This window comes from Dysgonomonas sp. GY75 (genome assembly GCF_015234155.1).
Taxonomy (GTDB): domain Bacteria; phylum Bacteroidota; class Bacteroidia; order Bacteroidales; family Dysgonomonadaceae; genus Dysgonomonas; species Dysgonomonas gadei.
Window position 1 is genome coordinate 53,461 of the sequence record NZ_JADCLQ010000001.1, and the last position, 26,342, is coordinate 79,802.

Consider the following 26,342-nt stretch of genomic DNA (forward strand, 5'->3'; position numbering starts at 1 on the left):
CTGTAACAGCAAAAGAGAAAAACATCCCTGACTCTTTCAAGCCGTTCCGAACCGAATTTCTTATTGTACAATACTTCCAGTTCTTCTTTTGTCAGGTAAGATCGTTCAATTTTTTCAAAGCTGATTTTAAAATTGGCAAATGGATCTGCAAAATGTTCTCCTGTATTTTTGATATAGAAGAATACAGCTCTCACATGCTGAATGGTTTTCATGGCATTGTTATTCCCCGATTTATATTCATTGCGTAAGAATAAATAAAAGTCCTGAAGAAAGACCGTAGTTATTTCCCGATATGGCATGTCTTTTACCTTACGTGTTTCTTCCATAAACTCACCCAAGCGTTTTTGAGCCAATTCATATCTCAAATAAGTGGTTCGTGTTACAACTGCTCCTACTTTCGACTTGTACTGTTCATTAAATTTATTGAAGTAGTACATGATCGTTTTACTCTTTTCTTCCAAACCAAACAGGGCATTTTTAATCTTTTCGGGGTGGGCATACCCATTTACATCCATTAGTTTGTTATAATGCATAGTGGCTTTACCCCGAAAATTATCTAACGCATTATTAATGCTTATAGCTTTTGCGTTATTACCTTTGACTTTACCGGATTTGTTATCCCAGACCGTAGGATTGATTTCTAGTTTGGTGCTGAACTGAGAACGCTCCCCATCAATAGTGATACGTCCCATGATAACTACATTCCCATTTTTCTTTGGGTTACCTCTTTTGATATAGAAGAGGATTCTAAAAGTGCTTCGTTTCATACTCATTAATTTAAAATTGCAAAAATAGTTTCAACTTGTCCTGAAAGAAGGACAGATTGACGGACATTATGCGACAAATCAATGACTTAAGTAGGCGAATCGGTACCAATTATAGGTGAATTCGAATCGGTACCCAGCTAGTACCGATTAGGTGTCTGTTAGTGGCTTTTCTTAGTCTGTTAACTGGAATGGATATTTTAAAAAAACAGCTTCCAATCTATTGATTTGGAAGCTATTATCTTCATTTTTCTCTCTGATGTCTTTCAGAGTCTGAGCGAAAGACGGGATTCGAACCCGCGACCCCGACCTTGGCAAGGTCGTGCTCTACCAACTGAGCTACTTTCGCATTTTTACTGCCTGAGAAATTCTGTTAAACCAACTCTATGGCACCCATTCTCATTTAGCGAGTGCAAATGTAAAAAATGTTTTTGCTTTCTGCAAGGTTTATTCATGCAAAATTAACGTGTGACATAAAAAACAGTATTATTACTTTCCGAACGTACTCTATATCGTTGTAATCCTGTTTTAGATGGTCCTGATTTTACATTTCCTATTCCGGAGTATAAATCAAAGACACTCTTGCATTTAGAACATATTGCGGTGCCATCCGATGTAGACGGAACAACTGTAATCTCTCTTATTTTTTCATTCGGACAGCATAAGTCAAATGCAGATAAACTAACTACGCCATTTTCTTGAATAATATTACTAACTACAATTAATCCAGAATAACCGACTGATTCATTCATTAGCCTGGGCTTAGTAAAAGTCTTTATATTTCCAGAAGTTCGCAAATCCGCATCAAGATTATTCAAATCTATTCTGAAATTAGGATATCCCGATATTATATCCCTTTCCTCCTCTTTTCCGCAAGAAGAAATCACAAACATCAACAAACCTATTATTAATATATCTTTAATCTTTTTCATCTATATATAACGTAAATCATACAATCAATATTACTTCTTACTCGGTTTTAACGCTTCCAGATTCCGTTTCAGTCCGCTATACTTTGCCCGTTTCACTGCCGAACCTTTAAAAATAATCTGATATTCTTCAACATTCAGATTATCGAGCCTCTCCAAAGACAAATCCAGAAAAGCCTGTGACGGATTAAATTCCTCAGTCTTATGTGGCCTCGAATAACGGTTCCAGGGGCAAACCTGCTGACAAATATCACATCCGTAAAAACGGTTGTTCAGATTAGGTACAATGGTCTCATCTATCTCTCCCTTATTTTCTATAGTCTGATACGAAATACATTTGTTGGCATCTACGACCCTGGGTGCAACAATTGCTTTTGTAGGACAGGCATCAAGACACCGTGTACAGTTACCGCAAGAGAGGGACAAAGGCTTGTCATACTCTAAATCCAAATTAAGGATTAATTCTCCCAAAAAGAAATACGATCCTCTTTTGGGAATAATAAGCAATGAATTCTTACCAATAAATCCTAATCCGGCCTTTGCTGCCCAATAGCGCTCCAGCACCGGAGCGGTATCAACAAAGGAGCGTCCTTCGGCTGATGGGTTTAATGACTTAATGAAATCAAAAAGCTGTTGCAACTTAGCTTTTACCACATCGTGATAATCTTTCCCGTAAGCATAGTATGCAAACTGTGGATTTTCTTCCGGCGACTTTGTTCCCGGGTAGTAATTTAATGCCACACATACTATCGAACGGGCATCTTCGACTAACAAAGCAGGATTGCATCGTTTGTCCTCATTACGAGCCATATAGTCCATTCCTGCATAAAATGAATTATCAATCCAGTTTTTATAACCTTCCTGATTTTCCAAGTCTACTTCTTCGGCACGGCAGACACCGCAGGCTTCGAAGCCAAGCGTCAGGGCATATTCTTTTATTTGAGCAGAAGTTATCAACCTTTCCTGTCATTTTTCACGTTTATCAACCCGTCTTGTCCCAAAATAATCGAATGCAGTAGGATCTACATATATTTCTTCCTTAGTATTCTTGTTCCTGAAGACGACAAAGTCATGATCTTTAAACCAGCCATCCTTGGCATTCTTATGCATATTGTTTCCAAAGAGGTATAGTTTTCCTTTTTTAGGTTTAGCTTCCCATTCCTTATCCATACCGAAACGTTTTATCAGATAATTACCCACAGCAGCAGTAAATGAAGCATAGCCAACATGATTAGCACCGCCATTCTCAAAAGCTTTATGAGGCTCGCTATCATTATACATTGCCGAAAAATCAAGAGCATCACCCGTTATATCCAACGATATATCAATGATGGTTTCTATATCTATATTTGCATCCAGCGACTCATCGTTTGGCAGGCTCTGATTGATATAGGAAGCCAGCTTCTCATCCTTTATATCATATGATTTTCGTCCTCCCGCATCTTCATATTTTACAACCATCCGGTAAACACTGCCCTTCAGGAAAAAAAGCAGTATAATAACGATTACCGCAGATATAATCACCGTGTAAACGGTATTTTTCTTATTCTTTTTCATATATAATTGTATATTATAATCTTACTCTCAAAAAAGTAACAAAAGTAACACTATTTATCAATATTGATCCTGTTACTTTCTGTACGATACAAGACAAAAATAAACATTTAACTTACAACCTATTGCACCTGTTACATTCTGCCTGTTATTTTAACTTAATACAGTCGGGAAGCCATTTGTATTTAATATTTATTCACTATATATAGTTAAAAGGTAACAAAAGTAACAGAGAAAACAATTAATATTTAAGAATGATAAATTAATAATTAGCTTATCATGTTGAGAAGAGCGGGGCATCCTGTTTATAAAAAACTCCGTGTTACTCCTTTTACTGTGTGTTTAAATAAAAAGTAACAAAGGTAACACTTATTTCAGTAAATAGTAAGCAACTTATTTCTCGTATCTTGTCTGCTTTTCCCAGGGGGCCTGTCAATATTTCAAAGAGCTATAAGCTAACAGCCAAAGGCTATCAGCTCTAATTATATAGATAAACTTTCTTAAAAAATATACCGATATATTTGCTTAATCCTGTTATCCTGTTATTTTTGAAAGAGAGAATATATTTTTATGAGTAATATTTACTAATCAATAAACGATGGAGAATAAGGCTCTTCTATTATTTTTCTTGTATTAAGTAATCTTTCGGTAGTTAACACGTTAGTCAATAGGTAAAACAAATATATAATGATACACAAATACTTGATCTTTACAATAACTTTAATGATCAGCATTTCTTCACTTTCGGCACAAAACGGAGTGTCGGCAAAACTTATTCCGGTAGAAGTCGAATCGGCTGATATCATTGCCCCACAATTTCCGGGAGGAGAGGCCGGATTATATAAGTTTATCGAAAGTAATACCAGATACCCTTATCTTCTGTTAAAAATAGATATGGAAGGCGATCTCGATATAAAATTCAATATAGATAAGAACGGAGTTGTACAAGATGTTGAAATAACGAGGGGATTTGATCCTGTTGCCGACGATGAAGTAATACGTATGGTAAAAGCTATGCCCAGATGGATTCCTGCCACCGATTCGGGCCAGCCTGTAAAAATGGAGCAGAAATTGACTATCAGCTTCAAAGCCGATGAAGATTTGAAGAAGAGGGCAAAAGAACAACGGGAAAAAGAGCCGAATGATAATTTTTATATTGGTTCTCTCATAATAAATGAGACGGATCTATCTGGAATTGATTCCGGAGAGGTTGCCCCTGATGTAATTAGCCAATCAGATACCTTGTTAAACCGGTCGCCTCAGTTTCCTGGTGGAAAGGATGCTTTGGAGGCATATCTGAAGTCTAACCTGAAATATCCTAAGCGGGCTATTCAGATGGGGATAGAAGGGCGGGTTATATTTAATATATTAATCTCGGAACAAGGGGAGATATCCCGGATAGCCCTATTCAAAGGTATATTCCGTGATTGTAACGAAGAGGCATTTTACCTTATAAAGAAGATGCCTAAATGGGTTCCAGGTCTTAAAGATGGTAAGCCTGCACCGATGGAAGTAATGCTGCCTATTCCTTTTGTATTACCGAAGTAATTTTTTTCCCGGAAAGAACGAACTTTCCGGATGTTTCTTTGTTCTATGTACTGTAACTATTATAATAACAGTATATGAAAGTATTAGAAAGAAATATAGATTTAGGATTACTTATCCTCAGGTTGAGTGTCGGTGTATTGATGCTGATGCATGGAATAGCCAAATTGATGCACGGCGCAGGTGGTATAGAACAGATGCTCGAAGCCAGCGGGCTGCCGGCTTTTATCGTTTATGGGGTATATGTAGGGGAGGTAATAGCTCCGTTATTTATTATATTCGGTTTTGGCACGCGTATAGCAGCAGCTATATTTGCGTTTAATATGCTTGTAGCTGTCGGAATGGCGCATAGTGGAGATATCTTTACAGTTAATGAAGCGGGTGGCTGGACTATCGAGTTGCAGGCTTTATATTTCTTTGGTGCAGTAGCTTTGATTTTTACCGGTGGTGGTAAATATGCACTTAGCAACAAGAAACTTTGGGATTAAAATTTGTAGTCTTTGATATATTACGGCTGATACATGAGGTGTCGGCCGTTTTTGTATCTTATAATAGCTTAAAATAGACATTATTTACTTAAATTTGGATTCGGATTATTGGTGATAACCACTATGGGTAAATAATCATATTATTGTAAGAATATAAAACACGGACCCCGATAAAAGATACAATAAATGCCTTCTATAAGAAGGAAAAAGTAAAATGTTAAACATAATTGCATCTTTCGTGTTAAATATATTGAAAATAGAATCACATAACTTGTAACCGATCAAATTTCTGTATTTATGACTATAAAAGAAAAATACTGGCAATATTCCCTGATTATTATTATCCTTTTTATGGGAGTGATTCTCTTTCATTATTTTTCACCGCTTTTTAGCGGGATATTAGGAGCATCTACCGTATATATTTTGGTGAGGAAACAAATGTTTTACCTGACCGGGAAGAAGAAATTCGGGAAGAATTTAGCGGCTTCGCTCATATTGGTTGAGGTGGTTATGTGTTTTCTTATACCTCTGGCCATTGCCGTGTGGTTGCTGATTCAGGAATTGCAGGGGATAAACTTAAATCTTACCTCGTCTATAGAATCTGTCCAGGAAGTAATAGCCATGGTGAAGGAGCGCACGGGTTACAATATATTGAGTACAGATAACCTGGTGAGCGCTGCCGCCTATCTGCCTAAGATCGGACAGATACTTATCGGTAGTGTGAGCAGTTTTGCCGTCAATTCGGTAGTAATGTTATTTGTTCTCTATTTTATGTTGATCGGAGGTCCGCAAATGGAGGCTTACCTGAATGACTTATTACCATTCAATAATGAAAATAAGAAGGATGTGTTGCGCGAAATAGATGTAATGGTAAAATCGAATGCCATAGGTATTCCTTTGCTGGCATCCATACAAGGTATTTTTGCGACGCTCGGTTATATCATCTTTGGAGTTCCCGATCCTATTCTTTTCGGGTTTCTTACATGCTTTGCCACTATTATTCCTATCGTGGGAACTATGTTTATCTGGTTGCCACTTGTTATTTATATGGCTATTACCGGGGATTGGTTGAATGCGATCGGCCTGACGGCTTACTCATTGATTGTTATTTCTAATGTCGATAATCTGCTGCGCTTTATCCTTCAAAAGAAGATTGCAAATACGCATCCGCTGATTACCGTATTTGGTGTTGTGATAGGATTGCCCGTCTTTGGGTTCTGGGGTGTTATCTTTGGCCCGTTGTTCCTGTCAATGTTTATACTGTTGGTCGATATCTTCAAACGTGGCTATCTCGACAGTGGTAAGTAGGGATTTTTCTTGAGACATATACATTTTAATATAACCAGTCATGAAAAAAACACTGTTTCTGCTTATTGTAAGCATCATATTCTGCACAAGCGTATTTTCCCAGCAGGCTTTATGGGGAGGTTCCGAAGTTGTTTCTCCGGAGGCACATGGGAACAATACCGTAACTTTCAGGTTGCATGCGCCTAATGCAAAGGAAGTAAAAATATCAGGAGATTGGCTGCAACAGCCTGTGGCTATGAATAAAGATGAAAAAGGCCTTTGGTCATATACGACCGGGCCGCTTCGTTCCGATCTTTACAGTTATTCTTTCTGGGTAGATAGTTTGAAGACGGATGATCCAAGCAATGTTTATATCAACAGGGATGTCTCCACCCTTTCCAATATATTTATAATTGGAGGAGGAAACGGTGATCTATATAAGGTAAATAAAGTTCCTCACGGTTCCGTGACACGCCGGTGGTATTCTTCTCCGGGAAATGATATGGAGCGCAGGATTACAATCTATACGCCTGCCGGATACGAAACCGGTAAGGAAAAATATCCGGTGCTGTATCTGCTTCATGGCATGGGGGGTGATGAAGAGGCATGGATGGCTCTCGGTCGGACTTCCCAGATACTCGATAATCTGATCGCACAAGGTAAAGCAAAACCGATGATAGTGGTAATGACAAACGGGAATGTTGCTCAGGAAGCAGCACCCGGAGAATCGAGCCTTGGCTTTTACAAGCCGTCTTTCATGCTTCCGCACACAATGGATGGAAAGATGGAGGAGACCTTCAAAGATGTGATACGTTTTGTGGAAGACAGTTACCGGGTTGTAAGCGATAAATCGGGTAGGGCAATAGCGGGCCTTTCGATGGGTGGTTTTCATTCCTTGCATATTTCCCGATATTATCCCGATACGTTCGATTATATCGGTCTTTTCTCTCCTGCGATTAAGCCGCGGCCGGATGTAGACTCTCCTGTATATAAAGATATCGATACTACGCTGGAAACTCAGAATAAGAATGGGGTAAAGCTATATTGGATTGCTATAGGAAAAACGGATTTCCTATATAAGGATGTAACCGATTACCGTGCTAAACTGGACAGCCTCAAATTCAAATATATTTACCATGAGAGTGAAGGCGGGCATACATGGAGCAATTGGCGTGATTATATGATAGAATTTATTCCGCAACTATTTAAATAGGTACTGTGGGTAGAGATCAATAGGTCTGTGACCTAAAAAATAAGGCTTGAGATTCTCAAGCCTTATTTTATATATCTAAACTTAATACTATATTAAGCTTTTGCCTTAGCTTTAGCTTCAATGTCAGATAGTTCGTTCGCTAATTTTCCTGCTACATCGGCTGTCACTTCATTGATCTTTTTTGTACCTTTTCTTACTTCCTGTCTTGCGCGTACTCCGGCGCGTAAGGCTTTGCTCTTACCTACGACAAGAGTATGATCCAATTCGGCTTTAGCTTTACCTGTAGCGTTATTTACTCTGGTGCGCAATTCTTCGCGGGTTTCTTCATCCGATAATTTAAGCGCTGCATACACTCCCAGTGCACCGACAGCAAGTCCCAATATAAAACCTTTCATAATGATATCTATTTTATGAATTAGTAATTTTCTTATTAACAAATATAGGATATTTATTAAAATAACAATCAAATAAAGGCTATTGTTTATCCTTAAATAACTAAATTGTTAAAAAAACATTTAGGCTATAAATTTTTATCAATAAGGTTTTATTATATGATTATAATAGCCAGACCTATACCGAGTACTATGAGGAAAACGGCTCCTATTCCGGTCAGGATGCGGGCAGTCTTCCTTCCGAACATATTGACCAATCCATCGATTTTTTTCAGATTGTATGTAGTGGTATTTACGTCTCCAAACATCCAGTTCCAGTCGAAAATACATGCCAGAAGAAAGAATATGCCTACTGCTATACAAAAAAGAGGAAGTATAACCGGATATTGATTGTAATAGTCTTGTACTGTGTCTTTAAGGTTATCCATTAGAAAAATATCTATTATTTCTTTTTACTAAAAATGCTGCTAAATAGGGGGAAAATAAGTATGATGGGAATAAATTTTACAGGAATATCGAAAAAGAAATGAGCGAAGGCAAATCCTATCATCAATATAATAGTAATAAGAAGCGCCCACTGCATAAAACCCCAATTGCCATTCTCTCCCTTTTTATCGTTCATTTGTATTCTTTCTGTAGTTTTTTGTACAAAACTAGCAAATATCCTCTTAAAAATATATTTTTCTCGATGGAATGCATATTCTTAGTCTAAAAATATATGTGTAATTCAATATTTTACTATATTTGCTGTTGTGATTGATTTTTATACTGAATGAGAGGGTTGCTAAGTTAAATTTTAAAAGCGGATAGTATGGAATTTAAAGACAGGTTGAAGCATTTATTGGAGAAAGAGGGCGTCACCGCTTACCGTATCTGGAAAGATACAGCGATAACTAAGGGTACAATCGCCAATTATATAGAAGGCAAGACGAATCCCAATAAGTCAAATATTGCCATCTTGGCTGCATATTTTAAAGTGAATGAAGAGTGGCTTGCCAATGGGACAGGCTATATGAACCGTCCTGAAAAAGTGCGGGGCGAAGAGCCATACCTTACCACTAAGTCAGGATTGAAGTATTACGAAATGTCGAACGGAAAGTATCGTATGCGGGTACCTTTTATTCCTGTAAAAGCGTATGCCAAATATATCGACGATTGCCGCGACGTGGAGTATGTAAGCGATGAATTCGAAGAATTTGACTTTATTGTAGACAAGATAGGGCATGGCCGTTATTTTGCTTTTGAGATAAAAGGCGATAGTATGGACAATGATTCGAAACGCAGCCTCAGTAATGGCGATATTGTCCTCGCCCGGGAGTTAGGCAAAGAACATTGGCGCAACAAACTGCATACCGAAGATTTCCCCAACTGGGTAATCGTCCTTAACAACACGATACTCTGCAAGCAAATAATCAGCCAGGATTTGGAGAAGGGTACTATCGTCTGTCATTCCCTGAACCCATCACCGGAATATACCGATTTCGAGCTTAAGCTCGATGATGTTTGCCAGTTGTGCAATATTGTGCAGCGGATGTCCAGCTCTTTTTAAAAAGAGGAATATCTATAGGGATATTTTTTTCGTGTAATCCTTTAAGTCAGGGAAGAACTCATTGTAGCTGTCGGCTATTTCCTTATAATGTTTTTCAAAATCGGTGAATATATGCGCATTATCGGGCAAATAGGCAGCCCGTTGTTGCAGCCGGTCGAAGCTGCGCTCTATCATCCAGTTGTAACGGTAGTTGAAAAACCAGTCCTCGCTTTTCATATACATAAACATACTGCAGAATTTTGATGGCAGAATTTCAGCATATTGCTCAATTTGCGAATAGCATTTCGCAGCGAATTCTTTCCAGCCTTCTTCCGGTTCACTCAATTCATCTAAAGCCAGAAAATGATCGTACGAGACATCCAGAAAAGGGCCTGCATATTTATGAGCCGATGACCGGAACACCTCCATTGCCCGCAAGGTAACAGGATGGCTGTCGGTATATGCGTCAATGTGCCTGTGTATATGTATTCCATGCCGTATCCGTTCGGGATATTGTTCTATTTGCTTACCTTTTACCAAATCGGCAATCATATTTCCGATCAATATATCAGGGTCTCCGAACGACAGGTATGCATGTGCCAGAAAATTCATGTCTTTGTACTTTACGAATGAGACGCAAAGATAGTGTTTTTATCGGCACAATAGCTCATAAAAAGAACCGCTCAGGTTATGAAGGTTTTTTTGGGGACAATTTTATTCATGCTTCTTTTTCAGTTTGTTTACAGCTGATTCCAGTGATTCGGTAGGCTCTATAATGTTGAAATCCTCCCAGAAATTTTTATCGGAGAAATCACTGACTTTATCAGATAAGGACTGATTTTGTTTAAATGCCAGTTTGTTCGGTATATTGGCTACATCTTCCTCCTTGCGGTCAGTTACTACCATTTCGGAAACCACTTCGTAGTTGGTAGAGAAGAAAAAGAAACGCTTTTTCCAATCACATTTAAAGCGGATGTCATTACGGATATAATTGAGGTAACTACGTCCTTCCCGCTCTCTGTATGTCACTGTGAATGATATCTCTTCCGGCTTGAAGTGTAGTTTTGGCGGTTTCTTTATCAGTATTGCCTGTGTGGCTTTATCGCGGTCATCCATATTCAGGCTGAATTCTGCCCTCGAAAAAGCAAGAGTTTGTTTGTCTATATAATATTTCCCATAATATAAGGCGTATGGGAGGATCAGGATGGGTTTGAAACTGATAACATAATGAAGCCGTTCATTTATCATCACACTCTCTTCCATTGTATAGCTATAATAGTCCAGAGTTTCGGTGTCCAGTAAAATATCATCTGTATTTTTCACAATATCCAGATAAACAGCCAGGGTAGGGCCTCCGAGAAGTTTTACCACGAGCGTATCGCTGGGTTTCGGGCTAATCAGCTTTCGACCCTTGAATATTTGTACTTTGTCTTTTCGTATGTCTTCTTTGTAAGAAGATTTATAAATGTCGATAACCGCTTCGGAAATATTAATGTAATTCCTTCCTTTTTTTACTGTTTCCCGGTAAAACCCTGTCAATAAATTCGGCTGAAGGCTATAGTTATCCCCGATTTTTTGAATTGCTACTTTTACCAGTTCACGTGGATTTGTCGGGTGTACAACCACTTCCGACAGCTTGTTCTCATTTGCCGTAAGCAATATTGTCACGTTGTTCATATTCCTGCCGTCGATAGGTAATGTGTAATTTATATATCCGATATGGGATATCTCTATCGATTTTGCATGCGCTTCATCTTTTATTTTGATTGTAAATTCTCCGTCGGCATTCGTGATAGTTCCGATATTTGTACCCGGAACAGAAACGCTTACATACTCCATTTTCTTTTTAGTGCGTTTATCTTTCACTACTCCGCTTATAGAGGTGTAGTCCACACCGACCTGTGCCCATAATGGAATTGCAAAAAAGAGGAACAGGAGCAGTATGGCTGAATTTGCAGTAGGTTTATGATTTGTTTTCATATTTTTCAGCTATTTGGTTAAGTATCAGATTCCTGCTTGTATAATATTAAACATATAAGATTGCCTTAATGTTTAAATATTGCCGTGAGTTGTATCGTATTTATTCTGACTAAAAGATAGTGAAAAAGCATCAGTTAAATATAATTTTTATCGAAAATTTTTAGCTCATAGTAAAGAGTTTTTTTTTAATCTTCATCTGCTCCGGAATAGGATTAATTAAAATCCTTTTATCTATACAGGCTTAGTGTCATGGTTAAGGTTTGTGTGAGGATAGGTAAATAATAGTATATTATCCTTTGGGGAGGCGACAATATTACTTTTTTTATTTATATTTGCAATCAGGGACATTATATTTTGATAATATCACAATATTGAATAAAAATAGAATAGGAACAAATTTTTCGGTACATCGCGAAACAAAGCTATAACAAAACAATTTTAGAGGAATATCCAAATGGAATTATTATATCCACAGGAACATCTCACATGCTATAATTACGAAAAAGGGGAAAGACCTACAATCGAAAAAATTAATGTAAAAAAAGGGCAGAAATGGAAAATATTTTCCATTGATAATAAAGCCTTTTTTGTGCAGTCAGGCAGTTTGCGTTTTTCTTTTGGAGAATTTACGGAAAGGACCATTGCCGGAGGCAAAATAATGCTGATTCCTTCGGGTAGTCAGATGGATTGCTATGCCGAGGACGATTGTACTTTTATTATTATTCGTTTACATAATACAAAGCAACTGTGCGATTGTTTTTCTTTAGATGTTTTACTTCAGGAAAAGACTGATGATTTTGAACCGGATTTATATTACTTAGATATAAATGAAAGAGTGGAATCTTTCCTCTCGTTTCTGGATATTTGTATGACTGATGGCTTGAAGTGTACATATTATTTCGAATTGAAAGCAAAAGAATTCTATTTCCTTTTACGGGCCTATTACCAGAAACCTGCTCTTTTAGCTTTTTTCTATCCCCTGCTCAGCAAAGATATTTCATTTTCTGATCTGGTTATAAAAAACCACTATAAAGCCAGAACTGTTCAGGAGTTAGCTGATATGACACATTATAGCCTTTCCGGTTTTCAAAAACGATTCAAGAAAGTATTTGGCGTTTCTGCATATCATTGGATGAAAGATGTGCGCTCAAAATCTATATATCATCAGATAAACAGTACAGAGAAATCATTTAAAGAAATAAGTGATGAGTATGGGTTTTCTTCACCTTCCCATTTTAACGACTTCTGTAAAGTACATTTTGGTACCACTCCAGGCAGAATCCGTCGAAAAAAAGCTGCAACAAAAGCCTGATTTAATAGAAAGGCACGAATTCTGAAAAAGCGGGTGTTTTTATGTAATGATAAAGGCCTATAATTCCTTACATTTGTAATGTAAATATATGAGGAAAATATATTTATTTAAATGAAAACCTGAATAGGTTGTAGTTTAACTCTATTATTGTGTAGTTTTGTAAAGTTTGTGTTAAGGTTGGAAAGTCTGCGAAGGGAATTTGCGGACTTTTTACATTTTTATATATTAAATAAAATTATTACTCTTGGTTCATTTCATAAACTGAAATTATCTCATAATTTTTGTTTAAAGTATTTTTCTGCAATATATCTTTATCTATAATAGTGAAGAGTGGATATTTTGAGCTGCATCTGTTTATTATCGTATCCACAACTAAAGAGTAATGGGTGAAATGAATGTGGTACGGAGATTACATTTTCCGATGAATCTGAATGGCAAAAAGAGCTTCTTCTGTCTGTGAAAAAATAAAGGAACAAAAGTTTTCAACAGAGTTTTTTATTCCATCATATTCTGTAAGATTATTATTATCTTTGTTTGGATAATGAATTATAAATTACATAATATTTAGCGTGTATCTTAACATATAGGGATTAAAGACTTACAAACTCTGGGTATTCCTTTAAAGTAGATTTTATACAAATGAAATATATATCGGTTTTTTGCGGTTCGTCATCAGGAAACGAGAGCGTTTTTGCAGAACAGGCAATATTGTTAGGTAAAAGAATAGCCCGCAGGGGATACGGCGTTATCTATGGAGGCGCACATGTAGGCCTGATGGGAGCTGTGGCCAATGGTGCATTGGAAGAAAATGGAGAAGTGATCGGTGTAATACCGGAATTCCTCAAACAGAAAGAATTAGAGCATAAAAGAATAACCAAAATGCATATCGTAGAGACGATGCATGAGCGTAAGGCTTTAATGAACGAACTCAGCGATGCCGTAATAGCATTGCCCGGAGGCTACGGTACAATGGAGGAGTTGTTTGAAATGCTCACATGGGCACAATTAGCCCTGCATAAGAAACCAGTAGGATTGCTCAATACATTGGGATATTATGACCCTTTGGTGGCTATGTCTGAAGAAATGATAGAGAAAGGGTTTCTGAAAGATGAATATAGGGGTATTATGATAGTGGAAGATAATGTAGATACCCTGTTGGATAAGATGGAATTATTCGTGCCCCTCAAAAATGATAAATGGTTCGAGGTAAAGTAGGACGGTAGCGACCGCAATTTAATTAACACAACTAACAAAACAAATAGTATGAGAACAATTTTTTCTATTGTACTCTTATTGCTCATTACAGCAATGGGATATGCACAAAAACAGGAGGCTAAGGTAGGGCGGCCGCGCATCGAAAGGAATAAGAATATAGAAACCAAAAGCGGCTATAATTATTTTATGCTCGATGTAGTAAAAGATATAGATGTAGTTTATACGGAGTATGAGGAACTTATACAGAAGGTATGGGATAATGAAGTCAATCTGGATTTGCAAAAGACCTCGGTTACTCCGCTTAAAGAAATAAATAATATCCGTACCGAAATAGTAAATATGCCGATATATCAGGGTGGGTTGGAATACCGTAACTCTATTCTGGATTATTTGGAGGCAGTAAAACAAAAGATAGTGGTATTGGAAAAATTTGGCATCCTCGGGGCCGATGCTAATTCCGATATACAATTATATTACGAGACAAGCCGTAAATTTCAGGAGGCAGATAATGTTACTATAGATAAACGGAATAAGGTGAGAAGGCAGAAGGCTATTTATGAGCGCACTGCCTATGTTGAATAATTAATAATAAGAATAATGGCATTAAACATAGGAGATAAGATCCCGGATATATTAGGAATAAATCAAGACGGGGAAACCGTCAAATCCAGCGACTATGCGGGACAAAAATTGGTACTCTATTTTTATCCAAAAGACAGTACACCCGGATGTACAGCTGAGGCATGTAGTTTCAGGGATAATTTCCCGAAATTGCGTAAGGCCGGATATCAGATACTTGGAGTAAGTGTAGATGATGAGAAGGCGCATAAAAAGTTTATAGAGAAGCAACAGCTGCCGTTCCCGCTTATTGCCGATACGGGTAAAAAACTAGTGGAGGCATTCGGTGTATGGGGCGAGAAAACGTTTATGGGACGTAAATTTATGGGAACCTTCCGTACAACATTCCTTATTGATGAATCGGGGGTTATCGAGCAAATAATAGGCCCAAAAGAGATAAAGACGAAAGAGCATGCGGAGCAAATATTAAAACAATTATAAACAAACCAAAAGAAAGAAACCAATAATGGCAGAAGAGAAAGAAAAGAAAGCGGCGCCGAATACAGAGAAGCTTAAAGCTCTGCAGGCTGCAATGGATAAGATAGAGAAAAGCTACGGTAAAGGCTCGATAATGAAAATGGGAGATGATAAGGTGGACGAAATTTCTGTCATTCCTACAGGTTCTATCGCGTTGAATGCCGCTCTTGGAGTAGGAGGGTATCCTCGTGGCAGGGTAATCGAGATATACGGACCTGAATCTTCCGGTAAAACAACATTGGCCATACATGCTATCGCCGAAGCTCAGAAAGCCGGAGGTATCGCGGCATTTATCGATGCTGAGCATGCTTTCGACCGTTTCTATGCAGAGAAATTGGGCGTAGATATTGAGAACCTCTATATATCCCAACCCGACAGTGGTGAGCAGGCCTTGGAGATTGCGGAACAGTTAATCCGCTCGTCGGCGATAGATATCGTAGTGATAGACTCTGTGGCTGCACTGACGCCGAAGGCTGAACTCGAAGGAGAAATGGGTGACTCTAAAATGGGGCTTCAGGCCCGTCTGATGTCACAAGCATTGCGGAAGCTGACGGCAGCTATCAATAAAACCAGTACCACATGTGTCTTTATCAACCAGTTGCGTGACAAAATCGGGGTTATGTTCGGTTCGCCGGAAACAACAACGGGAGGTAATGCCTTGAAGTACTATGCTTCTGTACGCCTCGATATCCGTCGTATCGGACAGCTAAAAGACGGTGATGAAGTGAAAGGCAGCCAGACCCGTGTGAAGGTAGCGAAGAACAAGGTTGCTCCACCATTCCGTAAAGCTGAATTCGACATCATGTACGGAGAGGGAATCTCCCGTTCCGGCGAGATTATCGACCTCGGTGCCGAACTAGGGATCATCAAGAAGAGCGGATCGTGGTATAGCTACAATGATACAAAGCTGGGACAAGGACGTGAAGCGGCAAAGGATATGGTAAAAGACAATCCGGAACTTGCCGAAGAACTCGAAGGCCTGATATTTACAGCATTGCAGGCAAAAAAATAACGAAACCAATAAGTTATTAGATAAAGAAGTCCCGGAGAATTACTCTCCGGGGCTTTTTATTGTTTATTTTTTGTTACTGCTGTTCATCACTTTTTGTACGTCTTCTGCCGTGAAAGTACCCATGATACGGATGACCGTACATTCTTCGGGTTCGTTGACGAACATTATCAGGTCTTTGAAGTTATCCTTCTCCTTGCGGGCATAGAAAGTTATATTATCGCCTTTATCTTTGATGGCCATCAGGGTCTCGTATGTTTTACTCTTTGTAAGCCCTTCAAATTCCATTCTGATGAGTTTTGCCGCCTCTTTGCTTTGGCTGCTGTATATTTCCAGTTGTTCGAGTTTGCCGGCCAATGATTTTATATCGGCACCTCCCGCTCCAACATCCATCTTCGGCATCATATTGAGCAATGCTTTGGATATATAGACTGTGGATATGTCCTTGTTATCCGAAAGCCTGTCGAACATATTGTTCTGCGAATGCATAGTAGCAAAACCGGTCAGGAGTAATATTGCTGTAATGAGTACTTTTATTTTCATGATTCTTTATCTTTTTTGCGATTAAGCGTTTTGTTTAATATTTCATTTGATTTGTCAAGGCTTGAAGATACTACAGCCAGTTGATCTACTCCTTTATTAAAGTTAGAAGACAACAGTATAAGCGCGTCTTCCGCTTCTTTCAGGGCTTTCTTATCCGCTTCACTCAGGTTATCGGCAGTTTGTTGTTCAGGAGTTGTAGGCGGTTGGCCTGTATCCGGCTTATTGTTGAAATAGAATGTGACGGAAATCAGCAAGGCTATACAAGCTGCGGCACTCCCGACCCATCTCAGCAGATGTTTTCTCTTAGCCACGGTTTTTATCTCAGTATTCTTTTCTTCTTTCGAAGCAAGTTCGTCGATGAGGTTCTCCAGTTTCGAATCCAAAGCCGGAGGTACGTCTATCGGCTCTGCCTGATACATACTGAGGAAAACTTCTTTCTCATCCAGTAATTCTTCGGCTACGTCTTCACTGCTAAAATATTTCAGCAATATCAGCTCTTCTGCGACAGTTGTTTCACCGTTGTAGAAAGCATCCAGCATTATTTTTATTTCGTCCGTTTTCATCACTGTTGTATTTTTATGAATTGTTCGCGTATCGTTTTCCTGGCCCTTGAGAGTATCACTCTAATGTTTCCCGGACTGATTCCCGTTATCTGTTCTATTTCTTCATCCGAATACCCGTCCCAATGTTTCATTATCATAACTTGGCGTTGCTGTTCAGGCAACTTGTTTATCAGTTTTTTTACCCGTTCGGCTTCATCCTGTATTTCTATCTGTTTGACCAAAGAAGCTGTTTCGGGGATATCGGAGTCATAATTGGTATGATAATCGTTTTTCGTTTTCCGTAGATGATCCAGGCATGTGTTCCGGAGTATGATAATAGAGAAAGCTTCGGTATTTTCTATATCCTGCATATCCCCGCGTTTGTTCCAGAGTTTTATAAATGTTTCCTGAACTATGTCTTCGGCATTTGCGGCATCCTGTACAATACGATAAGCTATTCGATACAATTTCTGATGATATGGTAGAAATACTTTTTTAAAAGTTTCTGCATCCATCTATTTCTTGTTCTTTGCCTGTTCTTTAACTATATCTTCCAAATCGGATTGCTCCAGTCTGCCACTCATTTTTACCAAAACGATATCTTCTTCATCCATGACCAAGATATATACATCGGATACTGTTTCCCCGTTTCTTTTAGCGATGATGCGTACATTATCTTCACCGTCTTTGACTCTTACCAGTGTGGAATATATATCATCATCTCTAAATGAGTTCAAATTGTCCAGTACCATATTTCTTATATCGGGAGCATCCTCCTCCAATGTGACCACCTGTATGGAATCTATTTTCTGCATAAATGAAGGCATCTTCGATTTCAATTCCCCTGTCGGGTCCTGAGCCTGAGCCTGTGCCATGGAAGTGCCTAGCATGGCTTTGTCTACTACCTGACGTTGTGCCTTTTCGTTTTTTGCCACTTCTTTCATCAGTCCGTCCAGATCCTGAGCTGTTGCAATATGGCTTCCTGCTAATATTAGGATAAAAAATACTATAAACTTTTTCATAAATCGATTGTGTTTTACATTGCTAAGGTCGCAGACCTATTTGTTACTTTTATATCTGCAACGGCAATAATTAGTTATGATTCAAAAATATTGGATTAAATACCTTCTTTTTTTTATATTTATTTGTCGTACTTGTTTACCAGTTCGGCAATGTCATTATCTTTTATTTTTCCCGAAAACCGGATTATGGTAGGGTCTTGTTCGTCCATACACAATATTATCATTTCTTTGATGGTGTCTTTGTCTTTCTTCACCATTATGCGTACCCCATCGCTTTTATCCTTGGCATAAATAAGGGTTTCATAGCCTCCGCCGTCTTTCAGTTTATTGAATTGTTTCGCTAAATCTTTTTTCAGGCCATTATCACAAGACGATAAATCATATATTTCCATAGAATGTATCCCCCTTGCTACCGGCATGTCGCCTACACCACCAAACGCTTTGCCCAGAGACATCATAAACTTTCCGATTTTGACTTTCTCTATATTCTCGGTTTTAGATACTTTTTTCAATAACTGGTCTATATTTTGTGCCGGAGCAGCCAGTATAAAACCGAAAAGTAATACTAAACAAAATAAATATTTTTTCATAACAGTTCCTATATAAAAGTTAGTAAATTAATGATAGATGTGCTCTTTCATCTGTTTTCAAATACTAAGACGGAATAGGTTGAAAATTTGTTACAATAAAAAGTAAGAAAAATGTCATCAGTCATCAGTTAACAACTTGTACCTTGTACTTGGTTTACTTGTATCTCATATAACTTTTTACTTACTACTTACTACTTTTCACTTGTTAAAATCTGACACATCTGACACTTTTTTTAATTTTTTCGGTTGTCATATTTTTCTTCTTTTTGTGCTCGGCTTTTCTTTTTTGTGAAGAAGTCAGTACTTTCATATCCCTTTCTATATGTTCGTTTTTGGGGGGATACTCTATGATGGCCTCCGCACTGGTTTCCAATATTTCTTCCACCGGATTCAGGATGATTTCTTCTTCCGGTACTTCTCTTTTCTCTAAAGTTTCGGGTTCACTCTTCATAATGTATTCTTTAGCGGCTTTCTCCTCCCTTCGGGACTGTGAGGGGCTTTTGTCCTGCCTGTCCAGCAGCATCTTTATTGTACGAAGATCGGGCGGGCATTCTTTCTTCGTAATTGTCTTTTGCTTGAAAATAATTTTACCTGTATGTTCATCGGAGACATAAATATCTTTTTCTACTGTTGTGTAATATCCTTCAAGTTTCTTTCTAAGCGAAGCCTGTACCATCGTCATCAGTTCGGCTTCACGGTGCGCTACCGCCTGTTCCACTTCTCTACGGAAATCGCCTTTGGTATTCATCCAGCAATAAAATGTCTCCCGGCTGATGCCCGTTGCCTTACATACCTGCGATACGGTGAAAAACTCGTCTTCAATCAGGTTTACAATCTTTTCAGTCAATTCTGTATTATACTTCGTCATAACCGTTTATTGGTATAGATAAACGGGATTTATATTTATACAGGATTTTAATATTTTAGAGCAAGGAAAAACAATTGATCCTTCTTTTGCTTCGTAACACACAGACGAGACGTCTGCACGAGTGAGCGGAATATTGATGTTGGAGTTAATTTTCTATTATGCTGTATGACTTTTATATAAATCCAATTATGATACGAACTATTTTGATTTAAGGAACTCAATATCCTTATCTAAACTAATGTATAGATTTTTGTATTGGGGACGAAAATATTTTATGTACCAAGGAATAATAAGAAGTATCAGGATAAGAAATATTAAAAGAGGTAATAAGTTCTTTATTAATTCGTTAAAATCATTAATCACAACCCAGGCAATTCCAATTGCCCAACCATAACAGTATATAAGGGTAGATATAAACTCAACCATTTTTACATGATTAAGTTTTTGTTTAAAAGAGAAAATAGATTCTTTAATAGCAATATCACTTTTTATGCTTTGTAATAGTCGAAACCCATTTATTTCGAAAATTGTTTTTACAAAAAGAAATAATCCTGTCAGCGAAAGTGGTATGACTGATTGTATTGATAAATTCAATCTTAAAATAACAAAAGCATATATCATAAGAGATGCATAAACAGTTAAAAAAGAAAAGTATACCAGCATTTTCTTTTTTTGCAGATTTAGAGTTTTTAAAATTATGTTGCTGTGACTTTTCTTAATAATTTCTTCGACATCTACCTCACTTGATGATGCGTCAGCAAGGTTTATTTTCTGCCACATCAGTTTTATATCATTCTTTTCCATTTGTAAGTATTTTATTTAATTTGTTTTTTATCCGATTAATTTTAACGCCAATATTACTTTCCGAAATGCCTATAATCACAGAAATTTCTTTATACTCATATGATTCCAAATAGAGTAGAATTATCGCCTTTTCAACTTCTGTAAGATGGAGAACTGCCTGGTACAATTTATCCTTATTTTCAGATTCGAGGTGATAACTATCATCCGGCTGCCTATATTCATATTCGGTAAGTTCAACGTGAATAGGACGAATACTTTGTTTACGGAGTATGTCAATGGCAGTATTAAAAGCAATTTTATATAGCCAAGTCGAAAAGGATGATTGATTTTTAAAATTTGGATACGCTTTCCAAAGTCTGATAATTATTTCTTGATAATAATCTTCTTTGTAAGGGTTTCCATAAAAGTAAATATTACAGATTTTTTGTAATATACCTTGAGATGCATTAACTTGTTTAAAAAATTCTTTTTCCACAATTAAAATATTGAATCGTTTTATAGGTTAGTCGTATGATTCACATCAAATATTACATTATCTTGGATTTGTTTTATCATTTGCTTTTCGAATGATTTCAATTTATGAGAAAGGGCTTCCATATCTTGACTGATTTTCTCTTTTGTTATCTTGGCGTAAATCCGGGTCGTTTTGATATTAGTATGCCCCATCATCTTACTGCCCGTTTCTATTGGAACTCCCTGTGAGATAGTAAAAAGTGTCCCGAACTTCTTACCATAAAAACAAACCCTAAAAGTTGTCAAACTTTTAGGGTTCATTTTATCGAGAACTGTTATTCTCTTATTTTGCTTTAAAGACTATCAAATCCAGCGTACATAAGCAAAGTCCATACGGTGAGCCATGTCCGGATGTTTAGGGAACACACGGTATGCGAAATTACACAAGCCCGGTATTTTAGCTTCGGCATTCATTTCGAAATACAGTTTCGATCCTTCCTGCTTTACTAACTTGAATTCCTGAGTCGATATGAATTTGTCAACCTTCTTCTCCGCGTCATATTCGGTAAGTACACATTCTACGCCTAGATCACCTTTCATATCCTTCTTGTCAAGGACTACTTCCACTTTCAATTTCTCACCTTCGGTAAGGTTAGGGGATGGAAGTCCGGCGCCGTCTCTTAAATCTTGCCCGTTGAATGTTAATTGTTCTACGGTGAACTTATCCCAGTTAGCAGCAGTATCTTCTTTCCATGCAGCCAATTCCTTAGCCTTGGCATAGTTGTTTGCTGTAACCAGTTTAGAACGGCTTTCTTCCGGTTTATAGAAGTTCTTGATATAATCGTCGATCATACGCTTGGTTGTATATTCCGGAGCGATATTGGCGATAGAGTTCTTGATATACTGAATCCATTCAGGGGAATATCCTTTCGAATTGCGGGCATAATACAATGGAAGTATCTCGTTCTCGAACATAGAGTATATTTCCGAAGCATCCAGTTCATCCTGATATGCCTGATTGGTATAAGTGCGTTTCTCTGTCAGACACCAGCCTGCATCTTTGCGATAGCCTTCATACCACCATCCGTCAAGGACAGAGAAGTTAAGCACCCCGTTCATTTCTGCTTTTTCACCGGATGTACCGGAAGCCTCCAATGGGCGTGTCGGCGTATTCAACCAGATATCAACACCTGATATAAGGCGTTTGGCAAGACGCATGTCATAGTTTTCAAGAAAAATGATCTTTCCGAAAAATTCAGGACGGCGCGAAATCTCTACAATCTGTTTGATCAAACCTTGTCCGGCTCCATCGGCAGGGTGAGCCTTTCCTGTATACAGGAACTGTATCGGATATTTCTCGTTATTTACCAGTTTCGATAAACGGTCGAGATCAGTAAATAATAAGTGAGCACGCTTATATGTCGCAAAACGACGGCCGAAACCTACAAGCAACGCATCGGGATTGATCTTATCCACAATGTTGAATATTGCAGACGGCGCTTTCTGGTTCTTTATCCATCCTTCTTTCATTTGCTCCTGAACATAAGAAACCAGACGCTTCTTCATTGCCAGGCGCAGTTTCCAGATTTCAGCATCGGGAACACTGTATATATTATCCCATATTTCATGATTAGACTGGTCGTTATAGAAATTCTTATCGAATGTCCTCTCATATAGTTCTTTCATTTCCTTCGCGGTCCATGTCGGCATATGTACACCATTCGTTACATGTCCTACATGCAGTTCTTCGGGGAAATATCCCGGCCATACAGGCTGGAACATATGACGCGAAACGATTCCATGCAGGTAACTTACGCCATTGGCTTCAAGGCAGGTGTTTAGTGCAAATACACTCATGCTGAACTTTTCCCCGCTACCCGGATGCTCACGTCCCATGTCTACGAAATCCTGCCATGAGATACCCAGGCGGGCCGGATAGCTGCCAAGATATTTGCCAAGGAGACCTTCATCGAAATAGTCGTGCCCTGCCGGAACGGGAGTATGCACTGTGTACAGACCTGAAGCACGTACAACTTCCAATGCCTGATTGAATGTAAGCCCTTCACCTTCGATAAGGTCAAGTAGGCGCTGAACATTAATCAATGCGGCATGGCCTTCATTACAATGATATATTTCTTTCTTAATTCCCAGTTTGTTGAGTAGTAAAATACCACCGATACCCAACAGGTATTCCTGTTTCAGACGGTTCTCCCAGTCGCCACCATATAATTGGTGAGTAATAGGACGGTCATATTCACTATTCAAGTCAATATCAGTATCAAGTAAGTAGAGACTAATACGTCCTACATTTACTCTCCATACGTTTGCATAGATATCTCTATCCGGATACGGTACAGCCAGAATCATCTGGTTTCCGTCTTCGTTCAATACCGGATCGAGTGGTAGTTCGCCAAAGTTCTGCGGCTCATAATTAGCTACCTGCTGACCGTCAGGAGAAATAGACTGTGTGAAATATCCATAACGATACAGGAATCCAACGCCTGTAAGGTCTACATGGCTATCACTGGCTTCTTTCAGATAGTCACCCGCCAATACTCCAAGACCTCCTGAGTAAATCTTCAATACATGCGAAAAACCATACTCCATGCTGAAATATGCAACGGATGGCTTTGCTTTATCAAATTTTTCGGCTATATATGATTCGAAATTCTTAATCACTTTTTTCACTTTATCCATCAGGATAGAGTCTTTAAGAATTTCGTCAATTCTTTCATAAGAAATTTTCTGTAGTAAGATAACCGGATTGTGTTCGCTTTTTTTCCAAAGTTCAGGATCAAATTCAGCGAAAAGGTCTGTTGCGTCGTTGTTCCATACCCACCATAGATTACGTGCTACTTTTTCCAGTGGCAGTAATTCTTTCGGCAGATTCACTTGTGTATACGCACTCCTCCAAGAGGGAGTGTTAGAATAACTTGCTTTAATTCTCATAAATATATTATTTAAACTTTGTAAGTGACTGATAGAACTTGATGATATGTTTTCAGATTATAACGTACTTTTGTTTTTCTGCTTGCCCGAATAATAAATAGGTCTGTGACCTCAGATTCCTTTCTCATTCCTTATTATAACGGATATGTTTTGCTGTTTGTTTATTATTCGAAACTACAAATATAATGAATTTGGAACGTTCTATTGTTATATATTTTGTTTAAGTCTTACCTGGTTGTTGCAAACGTTTGCAATGAAATAAGAAATTCAGGTACGGCTTGCCGCTTCAGCTAAAGCAATGCGGTAGGCATCCTGGTAATATTGATAGAAATGTGCCCAATCGGCCATATCTGCCCTATCTAATGCTGCCTGACGCAAGATCTTCTCCTGCTCATTACTTTTTGTCGTCATTTCGAATACGCGGTTGCAGATATCTTCCGACACTTCAATAAAGTTGTAGTCATCACGGGTTATAACCTCAGCTCCGTCGTCCATACCTTTTTCATCGCCCATTTTACGCATCCATAATCCGAATCCGGCTAAAGATGTCGTAATAGTAGGTACAGAGAACGCAATACTCTCGTGTGGTGTATATCCCCAAGGCTCATAGTAAGAAGGAAATACGGTGACATCCAGCCCTATTAGCAAATCGTAATACGGCATATTGAAGATACCATCATTTCCATTGAGATAGGATGGAACAAAGATAATTTTCACCCGGTCTTCGGCTTTGTTCTCCATTTTCAGATAATTAATCTGGTTCAGTACCGAATCGTGATTCATATTACGAAGCCAATGGGTGATATGCGGATGACTGAGAGCAGTTCCCGGAGTCTTTTTTAATTTTAATCTGTCCTGCAGATCGGCACGGGGACCGCTAATCCATGCCGGCACCATTATGAATGCGATCACATCTTTTTCGAGCTGTTTTATCTGCTCCAGTCGGTGCATAGCGTCGATAAACACATCTATGCCTTTGTTGCGGTACTCATAACGCCCGCTGGTAGCAACCAGCAGAGCATCTTCCTGGATATCGTACCCCAATAATTTCTCGGCTACATTAATGAGCTTCTTGCGTGCTATCAGGCGTTTTTCTTCGTGTTCCTGTCCTACCGGAATAAAATCTTTCTCGAATCCGTTAGGCGTAACTATAGGGTCGCGATGAAGCAACTGGCGGCATTCCCGGGCTGTAATATCGCTCACAGTCGTAAAACAATCTACATGCCGTGCTGCGGCCTTTTCTATTGAGTGCTTTGCTTCCATGTTCAGTTCGCGTGCCATCTGGTCGCTATCATAGGCCGACAGATAATTATAAAGAGGCTTACCGTTTCCGGCTATAGAACGTCCGATAGATGTGGCATGTGTGGTAAATAGCGTCCCCACTTTCGGTAGACGGTCTTTTATGTATAATGCACCCATTCCCAACATCCATTCATTGAAATGAGCGACTACATTTTTATTCTGAAGTTTATGATATTTATAGAAACTTTCGATAACTGCACCCGAAGCATATGCAAACATACATGATTCGTCATAGTCGCCATAAGCATTCAGCGAATCTACACCAAACTTATGCCACATATCGCCGTATATCGCATCTTTTGCAGGGAAAAACTGATTGAAATTAACCAGCACCACAATAGGTTGCCCCGGAACATCCCAGCGGCCTATCCGGATATTTAATTTATCTTGTTTTATTGCTGTTTTTTTCCAGTCTGCCAGAAGAGTTTTATCTTCTTTAAACCATGGACTTTCTTTCTCTGTCCACACATCCGGACCTATAAATACAACCTTGTCTTTGCATACATCCTGCATCGACTTGGCTCTGGTAGATAATACCGTATATATTCCTCCTACTTTGTTACAAACCTCCCAACTTGCTTCGAAGATATAATCCGGATTATTATTTTGTTTTGCCATATTATATTAAGGTCTCAGACCTGTTTATTACTTTGTTAAGCTTAATAAAGACAATAAGTAGCTAAATTGAGATGTATATCATCAGAGACACTCTTTCCCTTAGTTGTACAATATTGCTTTGCGGTTTATTTTATTTAATACTTATTAATTTCTAATGCGTAAGTTTATGAGTATCTTTTTTAGTACCTTTGCCACGCACTTTAAGGCTTCAGACCTATTTATTGCTTATCTAAACACAACAACGCTTGTTGTTTATGATTTGGAGATAAGACATAAAATACCTCTTCGCTTCAAAGGAGCACAAAGATAATAAAGATATAAACGTATAAAAAATATTTTC

29 protein-coding genes, 1 tRNA gene and 1 pseudogene are annotated in these 26,342 nt (G+C 38.3%); 10 read left to right on the plus strand and 21 right to left on the minus strand.

Translation table 11 applies throughout. From position 1 onward, the window contains the following. From IR083_RS00300 to IR083_RS00320, 5 genes are all read right to left on the minus strand, one after another. Positions 1-767, minus strand: a 767-nt coding sequence (locus tag IR083_RS00300; RefSeq protein ID WP_194222790.1) for a phage integrase SAM-like domain-containing protein, incomplete at its 3' end; no start/stop codon positions are given. A 273-nt stretch (positions 768-1,040) separates the two neighbouring features. Beyond that, positions 1,041-1,113 (minus strand) — tRNA-Gly (locus tag IR083_RS00305). Between the two features lie 112 nt (positions 1,114-1,225). Further along, positions 1,226-1,696 (minus strand): hypothetical protein, encoded by a 471-nt coding sequence (locus IR083_RS00310; protein ID WP_194222791.1) that lies wholly within the window; start codon positions 1,694-1,696, stop codon positions 1,226-1,228. Between the two features lie 30 nt (positions 1,697-1,726). After that, entirely contained in the window at positions 1,727-2,650 is a 924-nt protein-coding gene (queG, locus tag IR083_RS00315) for a tRNA epoxyqueuosine(34) reductase QueG (RefSeq protein WP_194222792.1), read from the minus strand. A 9-nt stretch (positions 2,651-2,659) separates the two neighbouring features. Beyond that, positions 2,660-3,250: a hypothetical protein gene (locus tag IR083_RS00320; protein WP_194222793.1), complete on the minus strand. Its 591-nt coding sequence runs from the start codon at positions 3,248-3,250 to the stop codon at positions 2,660-2,662. A gap of 684 nt (positions 3,251-3,934) precedes the next feature. Here IR083_RS00320 and IR083_RS00325 point away from each other — a divergent pair. The 4 genes from IR083_RS00325 (at position 3,935) to IR083_RS00340 (ending at position 7,780) form a co-directional block, all read left to right on the plus strand. Further along, positions 3,935-4,795, plus strand: a complete 861-nt coding sequence (locus IR083_RS00325) for an energy transducer TonB (RefSeq protein ID WP_242052317.1) — start codon at positions 3,935-3,937, stop codon at positions 4,793-4,795. A 74-nt stretch (positions 4,796-4,869) separates the two neighbouring features. Next, positions 4,870-5,280: a DoxX family protein gene (locus tag IR083_RS00330; RefSeq protein ID WP_194222794.1), complete on the plus strand. Its 411-nt coding sequence runs from the start codon at positions 4,870-4,872 to the stop codon at positions 5,278-5,280. A 297-nt stretch (positions 5,281-5,577) separates the two neighbouring features. Beyond that, positions 5,578-6,588 carry an AI-2E family transporter gene (locus IR083_RS00335; protein WP_006800527.1) on the plus strand — a complete coding sequence of 337 codons (1,011 nt, stop codon included), beginning with the start codon at positions 5,578-5,580 and terminating at the stop codon, positions 6,586-6,588. Between the two features lie 40 nt (positions 6,589-6,628). Continuing rightward, a complete protein-coding gene (locus tag IR083_RS00340; RefSeq protein WP_006800526.1) occupies positions 6,629-7,780 on the plus strand; it encodes an esterase in 1,152 nt (383 codons plus the stop codon). Positions 7,781-7,872: 92 nt separating this feature from the next. Here IR083_RS00340 and IR083_RS00345 read toward each other — a convergent pair whose 3' ends face one another. From IR083_RS00345 to IR083_RS00355, 3 genes are all read right to left on the minus strand, one after another. Then, positions 7,873-8,175: a hypothetical protein gene (locus IR083_RS00345; protein WP_006800525.1), complete on the minus strand. Its 303-nt coding sequence runs from the start codon at positions 8,173-8,175 to the stop codon at positions 7,873-7,875. 152 nt (positions 8,176-8,327) lie between these two features. Then, positions 8,328-8,600: an immunity 17 family protein gene (locus IR083_RS00350; RefSeq protein WP_194222795.1), complete on the minus strand. Its 273-nt coding sequence runs from the start codon at positions 8,598-8,600 to the stop codon at positions 8,328-8,330. A 14-nt stretch (positions 8,601-8,614) separates the two neighbouring features. After that, positions 8,615-8,794: a hypothetical protein gene (locus tag IR083_RS00355; protein WP_194222796.1), complete on the minus strand. Its 180-nt coding sequence runs from the start codon at positions 8,792-8,794 to the stop codon at positions 8,615-8,617. 189 nt (positions 8,795-8,983) lie between these two features. On the opposite strand from IR083_RS00355, the gene IR083_RS00360 reads away from it, so the two are divergent. After that, complete coding sequence (locus IR083_RS00360) at positions 8,984-9,721, plus strand: helix-turn-helix transcriptional regulator (RefSeq protein ID WP_194222797.1); 738 nt, start codon at positions 8,984-8,986, stop codon at positions 9,719-9,721. A gap of 12 nt (positions 9,722-9,733) precedes the next feature. Here the strand turns inward: IR083_RS00360 and IR083_RS00365 are convergent, their stop codons facing one another. Both IR083_RS00365 and IR083_RS00370 read right to left on the minus strand, forming a co-directional pair. After that, complete coding sequence (locus IR083_RS00365) at positions 9,734-10,312, minus strand: ACP phosphodiesterase (protein ID WP_006800521.1); 579 nt, start codon at positions 10,310-10,312, stop codon at positions 9,734-9,736. 102 nt (positions 10,313-10,414) lie between these two features. Then, positions 10,415-11,680 carry a carboxypeptidase-like regulatory domain-containing protein gene (locus IR083_RS00370; protein WP_194222798.1) on the minus strand — a complete coding sequence of 422 codons (1,266 nt, stop codon included), beginning with the start codon at positions 11,678-11,680 and terminating at the stop codon, positions 10,415-10,417. 454 nt (positions 11,681-12,134) lie between these two features. Between IR083_RS00370 and IR083_RS00375 the strand changes: the two genes are divergently transcribed. The 5 genes from IR083_RS00375 (at position 12,135) to recA (ending at position 16,314) form a co-directional block, all read left to right on the plus strand. Then, a complete protein-coding gene (locus tag IR083_RS00375) occupies positions 12,135-12,992 on the plus strand; it encodes a helix-turn-helix domain-containing protein (protein ID WP_194222799.1) in 858 nt (285 codons plus the stop codon). Positions 12,993-13,631: 639 nt separating this feature from the next. After that, a complete protein-coding gene (locus IR083_RS00380; protein ID WP_194222800.1) occupies positions 13,632-14,207 on the plus strand; it encodes a TIGR00730 family Rossman fold protein in 576 nt (191 codons plus the stop codon). Between the two features lie 48 nt (positions 14,208-14,255). Then, positions 14,256-14,789, plus strand: a complete 534-nt coding sequence (locus IR083_RS00385) for a hypothetical protein (RefSeq protein WP_194222801.1) — start codon at positions 14,256-14,258, stop codon at positions 14,787-14,789. Between the two features lie 15 nt (positions 14,790-14,804). Beyond that, a complete protein-coding gene (gene bcp, locus IR083_RS00390) occupies positions 14,805-15,266 on the plus strand; it encodes a thioredoxin-dependent thiol peroxidase (protein ID WP_194222802.1) in 462 nt (153 codons plus the stop codon). Between the two features lie 25 nt (positions 15,267-15,291). Continuing rightward, positions 15,292-16,314, plus strand: coding sequence for a recombinase RecA (recA, locus tag IR083_RS00395; RefSeq protein ID WP_194222803.1), 1,023 nt, complete (start codon positions 15,292-15,294; stop codon positions 16,312-16,314). A gap of 63 nt (positions 16,315-16,377) precedes the next feature. Here recA and IR083_RS00400 read toward each other — a convergent pair whose 3' ends face one another. From IR083_RS00400 to IR083_RS00450, 11 genes and pseudogenes are all read right to left on the minus strand, one after another. Further along, entirely contained in the window at positions 16,378-16,854 is a 477-nt protein-coding gene (locus IR083_RS00400; RefSeq protein ID WP_006800514.1) for a DUF4252 domain-containing protein, read from the minus strand. Further along, positions 16,851-17,417: a hypothetical protein gene (locus IR083_RS00405; protein ID WP_194222804.1), complete on the minus strand. Its 567-nt coding sequence runs from the start codon at positions 17,415-17,417 to the stop codon at positions 16,851-16,853. Before IR083_RS00405 ends, IR083_RS00400 begins: the two co-directional genes overlap by 4 nt. Continuing rightward, the gene (locus IR083_RS00410; protein ID WP_006800512.1) at positions 17,417-17,911 is read right to left on the minus strand and encodes an RNA polymerase sigma factor; all 495 of its coding nucleotides are present in this window, start codon (positions 17,909-17,911) and stop codon (positions 17,417-17,419) included. Before IR083_RS00410 ends, IR083_RS00405 begins: the two co-directional genes overlap by 1 nt. Further along, complete coding sequence (locus IR083_RS00415) at positions 17,912-18,418, minus strand: DUF4252 domain-containing protein (protein WP_194222805.1); 507 nt, start codon at positions 18,416-18,418, stop codon at positions 17,912-17,914. Positions 18,419-18,537: 119 nt separating this feature from the next. Continuing rightward, positions 18,538-19,008 (minus strand): DUF4252 domain-containing protein, encoded by a 471-nt coding sequence (locus IR083_RS00420; RefSeq protein WP_006800510.1) that lies wholly within the window; start codon positions 19,006-19,008, stop codon positions 18,538-18,540. 205 nt (positions 19,009-19,213) lie between these two features. Further along, a complete protein-coding gene (locus tag IR083_RS00425; RefSeq protein WP_194222806.1) occupies positions 19,214-19,876 on the minus strand; it encodes a helix-turn-helix transcriptional regulator in 663 nt (220 codons plus the stop codon). Between the two features lie 198 nt (positions 19,877-20,074). After that, a complete protein-coding gene (locus IR083_RS00430; protein ID WP_194222807.1) occupies positions 20,075-20,680 on the minus strand; it encodes a hypothetical protein in 606 nt (201 codons plus the stop codon). Next, positions 20,667-21,155, minus strand: a complete 489-nt coding sequence (locus tag IR083_RS00435) for an RNA polymerase sigma factor (RefSeq protein ID WP_194222808.1) — start codon at positions 21,153-21,155, stop codon at positions 20,667-20,669. Before IR083_RS00435 ends, IR083_RS00430 begins: the two co-directional genes overlap by 14 nt. 20 nt (positions 21,156-21,175) lie before the next feature. After that, positions 21,176-21,382 (minus strand): annotated as a pseudogene (locus IR083_RS00440) (hypothetical protein); the annotation flags it as partial. Between the two features lie 114 nt (positions 21,383-21,496). Beyond that, positions 21,497-24,082: an alpha-glucan family phosphorylase gene (gene glgP / locus IR083_RS00445; RefSeq protein WP_194222809.1), complete on the minus strand. Its 2,586-nt coding sequence runs from the start codon at positions 24,080-24,082 to the stop codon at positions 21,497-21,499. 267 nt (positions 24,083-24,349) lie between these two features. Next, positions 24,350-26,002 (minus strand): glycogen/starch synthase, encoded by a 1,653-nt coding sequence (locus tag IR083_RS00450; protein WP_194222810.1) that lies wholly within the window; start codon positions 26,000-26,002, stop codon positions 24,350-24,352. Positions 26,003-26,342 lie beyond the last annotated feature (340 nt).

Excerpts from the sequence above, each read along its gene's own strand:
- IR083_RS00310 (WP_194222791.1), bottom strand. The coding sequence starts at position 1,696 with ATGAAAAAGATTAAAGATATATTAATAATAGGTTTGTTGATGTTTGTG.
- IR083_RS00320 (WP_194222793.1), bottom strand. The coding sequence starts at position 3,250 with ATGAAAAAGAATAAGAAAAATACCGTTTACACGGTGATTATATCTGCG.
- IR083_RS00325 (WP_242052317.1), top strand. The coding sequence starts at position 3,935 with ATGATACACAAATACTTGATCTTTACAATAACTTTAATGATCAGCATT.
- IR083_RS00330 (WP_194222794.1), top strand. The coding sequence starts at position 4,870 with ATGAAAGTATTAGAAAGAAATATAGATTTAGGATTACTTATCCTCAGG.
- IR083_RS00335 (WP_006800527.1), top strand. The coding sequence starts at position 5,578 with ATGACTATAAAAGAAAAATACTGGCAATATTCCCTGATTATTATTATC.
- IR083_RS00340 (WP_006800526.1), top strand. The coding sequence starts at position 6,629 with ATGAAAAAAACACTGTTTCTGCTTATTGTAAGCATCATATTCTGCACA.
- IR083_RS00345 (WP_006800525.1), bottom strand. The coding sequence starts at position 8,175 with ATGAAAGGTTTTATATTGGGACTTGCTGTCGGTGCACTGGGAGTGTAT.
- IR083_RS00350 (WP_194222795.1), bottom strand. The coding sequence starts at position 8,600 with ATGGATAACCTTAAAGACACAGTACAAGACTATTACAATCAATATCCG.
- IR083_RS00355 (WP_194222796.1), bottom strand. The coding sequence starts at position 8,794 with ATGAACGATAAAAAGGGAGAGAATGGCAATTGGGGTTTTATGCAGTGG.
- IR083_RS00360 (WP_194222797.1), top strand. The coding sequence starts at position 8,984 with ATGGAATTTAAAGACAGGTTGAAGCATTTATTGGAGAAAGAGGGCGTC.
- IR083_RS00365 (WP_006800521.1), bottom strand. The coding sequence starts at position 10,312 with ATGAATTTTCTGGCACATGCATACCTGTCGTTCGGAGACCCTGATATA.
- IR083_RS00370 (WP_194222798.1), bottom strand. The coding sequence starts at position 11,680 with ATGAAAACAAATCATAAACCTACTGCAAATTCAGCCATACTGCTCCTG.
- IR083_RS00375 (WP_194222799.1), top strand. The coding sequence starts at position 12,135 with ATGGAATTATTATATCCACAGGAACATCTCACATGCTATAATTACGAA.
- IR083_RS00380 (WP_194222800.1), top strand. The coding sequence starts at position 13,632 with ATGAAATATATATCGGTTTTTTGCGGTTCGTCATCAGGAAACGAGAGC.
- IR083_RS00385 (WP_194222801.1), top strand. The coding sequence starts at position 14,256 with ATGAGAACAATTTTTTCTATTGTACTCTTATTGCTCATTACAGCAATG.
- bcp (WP_194222802.1), top strand. The coding sequence starts at position 14,805 with ATGGCATTAAACATAGGAGATAAGATCCCGGATATATTAGGAATAAAT.
- recA (WP_194222803.1), top strand. The coding sequence starts at position 15,292 with ATGGCAGAAGAGAAAGAAAAGAAAGCGGCGCCGAATACAGAGAAGCTT.
- IR083_RS00400 (WP_006800514.1), bottom strand. The coding sequence starts at position 16,854 with ATGAAAATAAAAGTACTCATTACAGCAATATTACTCCTGACCGGTTTT.
- IR083_RS00405 (WP_194222804.1), bottom strand. The coding sequence starts at position 17,417 with ATGAAAACGGACGAAATAAAAATAATGCTGGATGCTTTCTACAACGGT.
- IR083_RS00410 (WP_006800512.1), bottom strand. The coding sequence starts at position 17,911 with ATGGATGCAGAAACTTTTAAAAAAGTATTTCTACCATATCATCAGAAA.
- IR083_RS00415 (WP_194222805.1), bottom strand. The coding sequence starts at position 18,418 with ATGAAAAAGTTTATAGTATTTTTTATCCTAATATTAGCAGGAAGCCAT.
- IR083_RS00420 (WP_006800510.1), bottom strand. The coding sequence starts at position 19,008 with ATGAAAAAATATTTATTTTGTTTAGTATTACTTTTCGGTTTTATACTG.
- IR083_RS00425 (WP_194222806.1), bottom strand. The coding sequence starts at position 19,876 with ATGACGAAGTATAATACAGAATTGACTGAAAAGATTGTAAACCTGATT.
- IR083_RS00430 (WP_194222807.1), bottom strand. The coding sequence starts at position 20,680 with ATGGAAAAGAATGATATAAAACTGATGTGGCAGAAAATAAACCTTGCT.
- glgP (WP_194222809.1), bottom strand. The coding sequence starts at position 24,082 with ATGAGAATTAAAGCAAGTTATTCTAACACTCCCTCTTGGAGGAGTGCG.
- IR083_RS00450 (WP_194222810.1), bottom strand. The coding sequence starts at position 26,002 with ATGGCAAAACAAAATAATAATCCGGATTATATCTTCGAAGCAAGTTGG.